Source organism: Nautilia sp. (assembly GCF_053994455.1).
This window is the reverse complement of sequence record NZ_JBMYAU010000018.1, coordinates 1-7,798: the sequence shown is the minus strand read 5'-3', so window position 1 is coordinate 7,798 and position 7,798 is coordinate 1. Positions and strand designations below refer to the sequence as shown.

General features: G+C 36.1%; 8 protein-coding genes and 2 tRNA genes. 2 read left to right on the top strand and 8 right to left on the bottom strand.

Annotation, left to right across the window (positions count from 1 at the left end):
- The coding region (locus ACXJIE_RS01095; protein WP_456479136.1) for an NAD(P)/FAD-dependent oxidoreductase at nucleotides 1-285 on the top strand (285 nt) is incomplete at its 5' end.
- Nucleotides 278-1,096, top strand: a complete 819-nt coding sequence (locus ACXJIE_RS01090) for a PLP-dependent cysteine synthase family protein (RefSeq protein WP_456479135.1) — start codon at nucleotides 278-280, stop codon at nucleotides 1,094-1,096. The genes ACXJIE_RS01095 and ACXJIE_RS01090, both read left to right, overlap by 8 nt.
- A 172-nt stretch (nucleotides 1,097-1,268) precedes the next feature.
- Here ACXJIE_RS01090 and ACXJIE_RS01085 read toward each other — a convergent pair.
- From ACXJIE_RS01085 to ACXJIE_RS01050, 8 genes are all read right to left on the bottom strand, one after another.
- Nucleotides 1,269-1,346 (bottom strand) — tRNA-Pro (locus tag ACXJIE_RS01085).
- A gap of 97 nt (nucleotides 1,347-1,443) precedes the next feature.
- Nucleotides 1,444-1,519: transfer RNA gene (locus ACXJIE_RS01080), tRNA-Asn, on the bottom strand.
- 151 nt (nucleotides 1,520-1,670) lie between these two features.
- Complete coding sequence (argJ, locus tag ACXJIE_RS01075) at nucleotides 1,671-2,858, bottom strand: bifunctional glutamate N-acetyltransferase/amino-acid acetyltransferase ArgJ (protein WP_456479134.1); 1,188 nt, start codon at nucleotides 2,856-2,858, stop codon at nucleotides 1,671-1,673.
- A gap of 21 nt (nucleotides 2,859-2,879) precedes the next feature.
- Nucleotides 2,880-4,028, bottom strand: coding sequence for a potassium channel family protein (locus tag ACXJIE_RS01070; RefSeq protein ID WP_456479133.1), 1,149 nt, complete (start codon nucleotides 4,026-4,028; stop codon nucleotides 2,880-2,882).
- 22 nt (nucleotides 4,029-4,050) lie between these two features.
- Nucleotides 4,051-4,236 carry a 50S ribosomal protein L28 gene (gene rpmB, locus ACXJIE_RS01065; RefSeq protein ID WP_456479132.1) on the bottom strand — a complete coding sequence of 62 codons (186 nt, stop codon included), beginning with the start codon at nucleotides 4,234-4,236 and terminating at the stop codon, nucleotides 4,051-4,053.
- 168 nt (nucleotides 4,237-4,404) lie between these two features.
- The gene (locus tag ACXJIE_RS01060; protein ID WP_456479131.1) at nucleotides 4,405-5,568 is read right to left on the bottom strand and encodes a tetrahydrodipicolinate N-succinyltransferase N-terminal domain-containing protein; all 1,164 of its coding nucleotides are present in this window, start codon (nucleotides 5,566-5,568) and stop codon (nucleotides 4,405-4,407) included.
- Between the two features lie 35 nt (nucleotides 5,569-5,603).
- Complete coding sequence (locus ACXJIE_RS01055) at nucleotides 5,604-7,640, bottom strand: EAL domain-containing protein (RefSeq protein ID WP_456479130.1); 2,037 nt, start codon at nucleotides 7,638-7,640, stop codon at nucleotides 5,604-5,606.
- Nucleotides 7,641-7,672: 32 nt separating this feature from the next.
- The coding region (locus ACXJIE_RS01050; RefSeq protein WP_456479137.1) for a hypothetical protein at nucleotides 7,673-7,798 on the bottom strand (126 nt) is incomplete at its 5' end.

Genomic DNA, 7,798 nt, shown 5'->3' with positions numbered 1-7,798 from the left:
GAAAATGTTTATTTTGTAGGTGATGCGGCAGGACAGGTAATGCCTTTAAGTTTTGAAGGGATATATTACGCTATGCATTCGGCTAAAATACTGGCGGAATGCATTATAAACCAAAAAGATTATAAGAACGAATGGAATAAAAGATTTTTAAAAGAATTTAAATTTATGAAAATATTGGAAAATATTAACAAAAGCAAAATAAGACCTTTAATTATTTATACGCATAAACTGAAATTCGTTCAAAATTTCAGTGTTAAAATGTGGTTGGGAGAAAAAAATGTTTAATACACCGATATATCAGCTAAAAAACATATCAGTAAAACTCGAATATAAAAACCCTGCAGGAAGTATAAAAGACAGACCCGCCCTTTTTATGATTCAGGACGCCATCAGTAAAGGCTATAATGAAATAGTGGAAGCGACAAGCGGCAACACCGGAATAGCCCTTGCGTTTTACGCTAAAAAATTCGGAATTAAAGCCTCTATTTTCATGCCTGATAGTTATTCAATTGAAAGAAAAAAGCTTTTGAAACTTTACGGTGCAAATTTAATACTTACAAAAGGCTCGATATCCGATTCCATAAATGAGGCAAAAGAATATACCCAAAAACAAAACGCCCTTTATACAAACCAGTTTTCCAACCCCCTGAATGCCAAAGCCCAGGAAATTACTGCTTTTGAAATTCTTAATCAAATTCAAAAAATCGACTATTTTGTAGCGGGAGTCGGAAGCGGCGGGACGATTAGCGGCATAGGAAAGGTGTTAAAGCCTCTCGGTATTAAAATAATTGCTGTTGAGAGTATAAACTCTCCGGCAATCTACAATAAACTATATAATAAAAACCTTCCAGTAAAACCACACAAAATCCAGGGTATCGGAGCGGGGTTTATAACCGATAACACCGACCTTGAACTGATAGACGACGTTATACTGATAGATGACAACGAGGCGGTTGAATTTACAAAACAATTGCCAGGCCTTGGAATCACAGGCGGAATTTCGACCGCGGCAAACATACTCGCATCTCAAAAATTAAACGGCAACATCGTAACAATAGCGCCGGACGGAATAGAAAAATATATCAGTATCCTGTAAAACACCAAATGTAAAATGGAAAATAATTAAGCGCGACAAATTTGGAAGTTTTTAATTTTTTAAAAACACACAATCTAATTGCAACCGATGTAATTAAACTGTTGTAAATTATTTTGAAATAAAAGTTATAATTAGACTCTCAAGAGGTATTTTAAAGAAGGTACGAATCAAATGGTCAGAGCGGCGGGACTTGAACCCGCGACCTCTACCACCCCAAGGTAGTGCGCTGACCAAACTGCGCCACGCTCTGAAACAAAGAAACGACAAATCACTTTTACACAGACGTATTAATATAGTGCCACTATGTTTACAAAACCCCAGTGCCAGACACTGATAAATAAAACAAATGGCTCCGGCGAGAGGACTCGAACCTCTGACCCGACGGTTAACAGCCGTCTGCTCTACCGACTGAGCTACGCCGGAATGTGAATAAAATTATAACAAAAAAACAGAAAAAATCAACCAAATCCCTCCAAAATATATTTTCAGCCGATTATTATTAAAAATTATATGTTTCACTCCTGTTTTATTTAAATCATTTTTAAAATAAATATATTTGATTACCCATTTTATATCAGGTTCTGTATTCCGCATTGATTTTTACATATTCATAACTCAAATCGCACCCGTATGCAGTAAACTCACCATTACCGATTCCCAAATCCACATTAATGCTAAAAGAGTCTTTTTTCATAATTTTATGGGCTTTTTCTTCAATTTCGGGAGTAAACAATATATCTCCCCTATCATACACAATAACATTTCCTATTTTAATCGTAAGGGTATTCTCATCACACTCCACACCGCTTGCACCTATTGTGGAGGCAATTCTTCCCCAGTTTGGATCCTCACCGAAAATAGCCGTTTTCATAAGAAGTGAATTCGTAAGAGATTTGGCGGCTCTTTTTGCTTCCGTTTTATTTTTTGCCCCCGATACTTTAAAAGCCACAAGTTTCGTAGCCCCCTCACCGTCTTTTACTATATCGGTGGCAAGTTTAAGCATTACCTGTTTTAAAGCTTCCTTGAAAGATTCCTTTTCGTAAGGAGCTTTACCCGTCGTCATTAAAAACACGCTATCGTTTGTGGATGTATCCCCGTCAACACTTATAGCGTTAAAACTTTCTTCGTTTATTTCACTTAAAATATCTTTCATTTCACTTTCCGGGATATCCGCATCAGTCGTTATAAAGCAGAGCATTGTGGCCATCTGGGGATTTATCATTCCGGCACCTTTAGCAACCCCTCCTATTTTAAATTTACCAAATTCACCTTCAACCTCAAAAGCGATTTCTTTTTCAAAACTGTCCGTTGTCATTATGGCTTTTGCAAATTTAGAGGAATCCCTTTCATTAAAATCAAATTTTTCAATCGCATTTTTTATTTTCTCTTTATCGATCCTTACACCAATAACCCCGGTTGAACTCATAACTGGATTAATAACCTTAATTTTAGTACCCAAATATTCCAAAATTTCCTCAATGTCTTTTATACCCTCTTCCCCCGTCATAGCATTGGCATTTTTGGAATTCGCAAGCAGAAAATTCGTGGTTTTTATACCTTTATTTAACACATACTTTAAAGGCGCCGCCTGAAATCTGTTTGTAGTAAATAGATATGCAACTCTCATTTCTTCATCGCTTCTTATAAATCCGACGTCAAAACTTTCTTTTTTAAATCCCGCGTTCACACCCGAAGCATAAATACCGTCAACCGCACAGATTCCTCCGTTGATCGGTGTTATTCTGAATTTACAATTTTCCATTTTCATCTCTCCATTCTCAATTTATATAAAATCTATCTCTTTAGGCTTGACAGAGCTTCTTATCACCTTTCTGGCTTTACGCATATCTTTTCCGGTTCCTATAACCAGAAGGACATCGTTGGGTTTAAGAATTACATCGCCTTTGGGAATAGGTATAAATTTACCGTTTTCTTCTTTTATACCTACGACCGTCACGTTAAAAAGCTCCCTTAAATGCACCTCTTTAAGTTTTTTAAACGCCACCCATGATTTTTTGCTAACCGTAATTTCCTCCAAATCAAGGGGGGTATCAACCGAATAAACAAACTCTTCCAGAATGTTTTTAACATCGGGATCCACCGTCACGGCGGTCATTCTTTTAGCTATAAGTTTTGTGGGGGAGAGCACTTCATCAGCCCCGAGTCTTATCAGTTTTTCTATCTCCTCATCACTGGTTGCAACCGAAAGTATATAATAAGGAATTCTTTTTAAATCTTTTTCGTACAGTCTTACGGAACTTACTACGGCAATATTGTCCGTTACGTTTTTTGAAAGGGTTATAACGCCCCTTGCACTGCTTAAGTGGGCTTTTTTTATTGCAAGCGTCGTATGGGGATCGGCGTTTATAAAATAGGGATATTTATATTTTTTCGCAATTTCTTCCATATCGCTGTTATTGTCTATAACGACAAAAGGTATATGGGCCCTTCTCAACTCTTTTGTAAGTTCCACGGTATAATCGTTATGGTAACAGATAACCATATGTTTTTTTAATCTCGCTATTTTATAAAGCATTCTATTCTCCTTAAACAGTGCAATCAAGCGCCCTTTATTTATTACGTCAACAAGTATCCCCACTGCATAAGAAAAAACCGCAAACCCCGCAACTATCAAAAATATCGTAAAAAGTCTTCCGAAAGGGGAAATAGGCGCTATTTCACCGAATCCGACGGTAGTAAATGTTATGCCGGTCTGGTATATAGCATCAAGCAGACTGAAATTATCAATCCATATATATCCGAGTGTGCCGAACAGCATTATCAAAATAGTAAGTATAACAGGAATTCTGAAAGGTTTTAGTTCACCCCAAATTTCGGAAGAAAGATCTACTTCAGGTTTAGGATTTCTCTGCCAGTGTAGAAAATTAGCAAGTTTTTTTAATACTTCTTCTAAAAAAGAGTCGTTTTTCATTATAACCCCGAAAGGGGAAACTTTATACGGTTTTTTTCAAGCTTCTAAGACAGCTTGTACAAATTTTAACTTTTCTGCTAACCCCGTTGATTTCGATTCTAACGCTTTGAATGTTAGGATTGAATTTATGTCTTGTTTTTCTGTTTGAGTGGCTTACTCTGTTTCCGAACTGAGGACCTTTACCACAAATTTCACATTTTCTTGCCATCGTGTTTCCTTTACTCTTTTTTGAATGAAATTTTCAACTAAAAACAATGAAACGTTTTTGCCGGTTTCACCGCTTTAACGTCACATCTATAGCGCTTTGATTTTTAAGTTTGAAATTATAGCAAAAAAAAAAGATTTTTGCTTTTAAATATTTCCTTAAAAAAAGGAATCAGTGAAGTTCTTCATTTAATCTGACTTCGCGTCTGCTTCTAAACGCCACCATTTTGCCTTTTGTAGTGTCGAACCTGTAATGCACGCCGTTAAGCCCGGCAAGTTCCAAACCTTTAAAATACTCTTTATATCCGGCGTTCCATTCCGGATTCACTTCTTTGATTTTTTCAAATTCATCTTCGCTTACCCATATTTTAGTACCTTCTAAAACGGCTATACCGGCATCTACGATACATCCGTCACCCAAAGGAATACCTGTTACGCTGTTAGCGCCGAGAAGTGTATTTCTCCCGATAGTAATAGGGTTTCCGTTAGTTCCGCTAAGCACGCCGAGAATCGAAGCGCCCCCGCCTACATCGGCACCTTCTTTGACAACCGCGCTTGAGCTGATTCTTCCCTCAACCATAACGGGACCTTCCGTTCCAGCGTTAAAGTTAATATAACTCGCACCGGGCATTACGGTAGTACCCGCAGCAAGCTGGGCGCCCATTCTGACCTTTGCGGTATCCAAAATCCTTGTATTGTCATCAGGAACTATATGAGAAAGAAACCTCGGAAACTTATCCACATATTCGATTTCAGGATAAGCGTCTTTTAATTTAAGCTCGATTTCGTTTTCCCTTAAATAATCAAGCTCTATGGGAACGTTTCCAACCCATGCACAGTTTGTAAGTATTCCGAACGCTCCGTTTAAATTTATACTTCTTAAAGGCACTTTTCTCTGTGATAAAGCGTATAGTTTTAAATAAACGGCCTCCACGCTTTTAGGGGTTTCGTCTTCAAACAGAAAACAGATTCTGTAATTATCCATCACTTCATCGTCGAATATTTCTTTTAACACTTTTAACACTTGAATATTTTTATGTTTATCCCCTACCGCTTCAGCTACTAACTCCTCACCAAATAACCCTAAAGCGGTATCCACAAATTCTTTAGTAATATCGGCTACATATTCGCTTCCGTTAAAATTTACTTCCACACCGTTTTCAAAAAGAGCTCTTATAAATACGGCCGCAGTGCCGAAATTTTCATTCCAGTTTACTACAGGATAAGTCGCCTGTAAAACTTTATCCCTGTTAACCTGACCGAAATCCACCCTCGCAATTCCGAAAGCCAAAGGCTTTTTATATCCTTGTATGTTTTCTACAAGATTTTCAAACATAAATTATCCTTTTTTTTATTTGAATTATAACAAAATTAAATATAAGGTTTAGGCGTGGAATAAAAATATCCCTGATAGCAGTCGATACCCAGATTTTTCAAAAATTCAAAAATATTGTCATTTTCCACATATTCCGCAATCACCCTCATATCCACTTCTTTTGCAAAATTGACAATTGTTTTTACAATAATTTCAGATTTTTTATCGGAAAGTATGTTTTTAATAAGGCTCCCGTCTATTTTCAGACCGTCCGCCCCTAAAGAAAGCAGATAATCGAAATTTGCATATCCGCTCCCGAAATCGTCAATAAGTATCTTGCAGCCCAAACGTTTAAGTTCTTTTATAAATTCAAAAACGGTTTCGGAATTTTTAATATTTTCACTTTCCACAATTTCAAAACTCACCCTTTTCGGTTCGGTAAAACCGTAAAGCCTGTTCAAAATAAACTCCTTAATGTTTTCATTTTCCATATCCATGGTACTGAGATTTACGGAAAATTCAAATTCAGTGTTTTCAAACACCCTGAAGGATTTCTCAATCACCTGTTTTGTAATTTCAAAATATAATCTGGATTTTTTCGCAATTTCCAAAAAATCCCCAGGTAACACCGTTTTACCGCTTTCATCAATCAGCCTTATAAGCGCCTCATATTTGCATATTTTTTTGTTTCTGTCCACAATAGGTTGAAAATAGGGAATCAGTTTATTTTGCTCGATAGCGATTTTAAGTTTTTTAATAAGCTGGATATGACGTTTTGAAACATCTTTTATATTTTTTATCTCATTGCTGAACACAATGTCTCTGTTAAGAATTTTTGTGGCTTCAAGGGCATTTAAAGCATCCTTGAATTCTCTGTCTCCAAAAGCGATTCCAACTCTGAATTTTACGTAAATATTAATCGCATCTATATTATAAGGCTGCTCGAGTTCTTTTAAAATTTTTTTCGCCAGCTGTTCAATTTCATTTTTTTCCCTGCAAAAAACAAGCAGTGCGAACTGATCTATTTTAACATGAAACGGTTTGTATTTTTTTATTCTTTTCACAGCCTGCAAAATAAGTTTATCGGCAATCTCTTCACCGTAGTAATAATTTATTTCTTTAAAAGAGTCTATATCAAAAAGGAGTATACAGCTTTTTTTCCTTTTCAAAACCTCCATCATTTTTGTTCTGTTCGGAAGTTTGCTTAAAGGATGATAATAAAAATTGCTGTAAGAATCCCTTTTAAATTTTTTAATGGATTTTACCGTGTCGTTTATCTGGTTTTTTATTTTTTCCAACTCATAAAAAATCAGACTCTCTTTCATTGGCCTGAATATATTGTTGCTCAAATTTTTTTTCATAAATCCGTTAATTTTTTCAATATCTTTTAATATCATTGTATTAATTCTCAAAAACACTATAACACCTATAATGTAAATAACCAGCAAAAACAGCGCCAGTTTTTCAAATAAAAATCTTATTTTATATCCCACGTCATCAAAAGGAAGACGTATGGAAATAACACCCCTCAATTCACCGAGCTTGTACCCGAAAGCCCTTTTTCCGTAAACCCTTACCAGTTTTTCATACAAACGATTTGGAATTTCCTTTACAGAACCGTGACATTTTAAACAGCTTTTTTCCGTTTTCAAAGGATAGGCGTAAAAAAGATAGTCTTTAGAACCAATCGTTTTTAACGCGAAATAATCCTCTTTAAAAGGGTTTTTTCTAAAAAAATTTATTGCTTCCAAATCATATTTGTTCGGTTTGTTGTTTTTGTTTCTGTATCTGTCGGATGTCTGTTTGACTTCAAAATGCTCTTTGTTTTTTATTATAGTTGTAATCTGCCCCACCACAACCGCCGGAGTAATTGCAAAAGGGTGAAAAGCGTTGTTTTCGATTTTTATATAAGGAGCCACTTTTGCGATATAATCCCTCGTATAAACCAGCGTATGGGCTAACAGTTTCGCTTTTTGGTACTCCTGATTAATAACGACGTACGTTACCGATTTATAAGCTATATAAAGAAGTACCAATAACCCTATACCGGAAACAATAAAAAGCTTTATCATTTCGTTTTTAATGGTTCTCATTTTCAAAACAGTTCCCCGTTCAAATACAGTGTTTATTCAACCGTTACGGATTTCGCCAGATTCCTCGGCATATCAGCATCATTGCCCATTCTTACCGCCACTTCCAAAGCCAGCAGCTGTGTTATAACCATCATTTCGAAAAATTCGACCATAGGGTG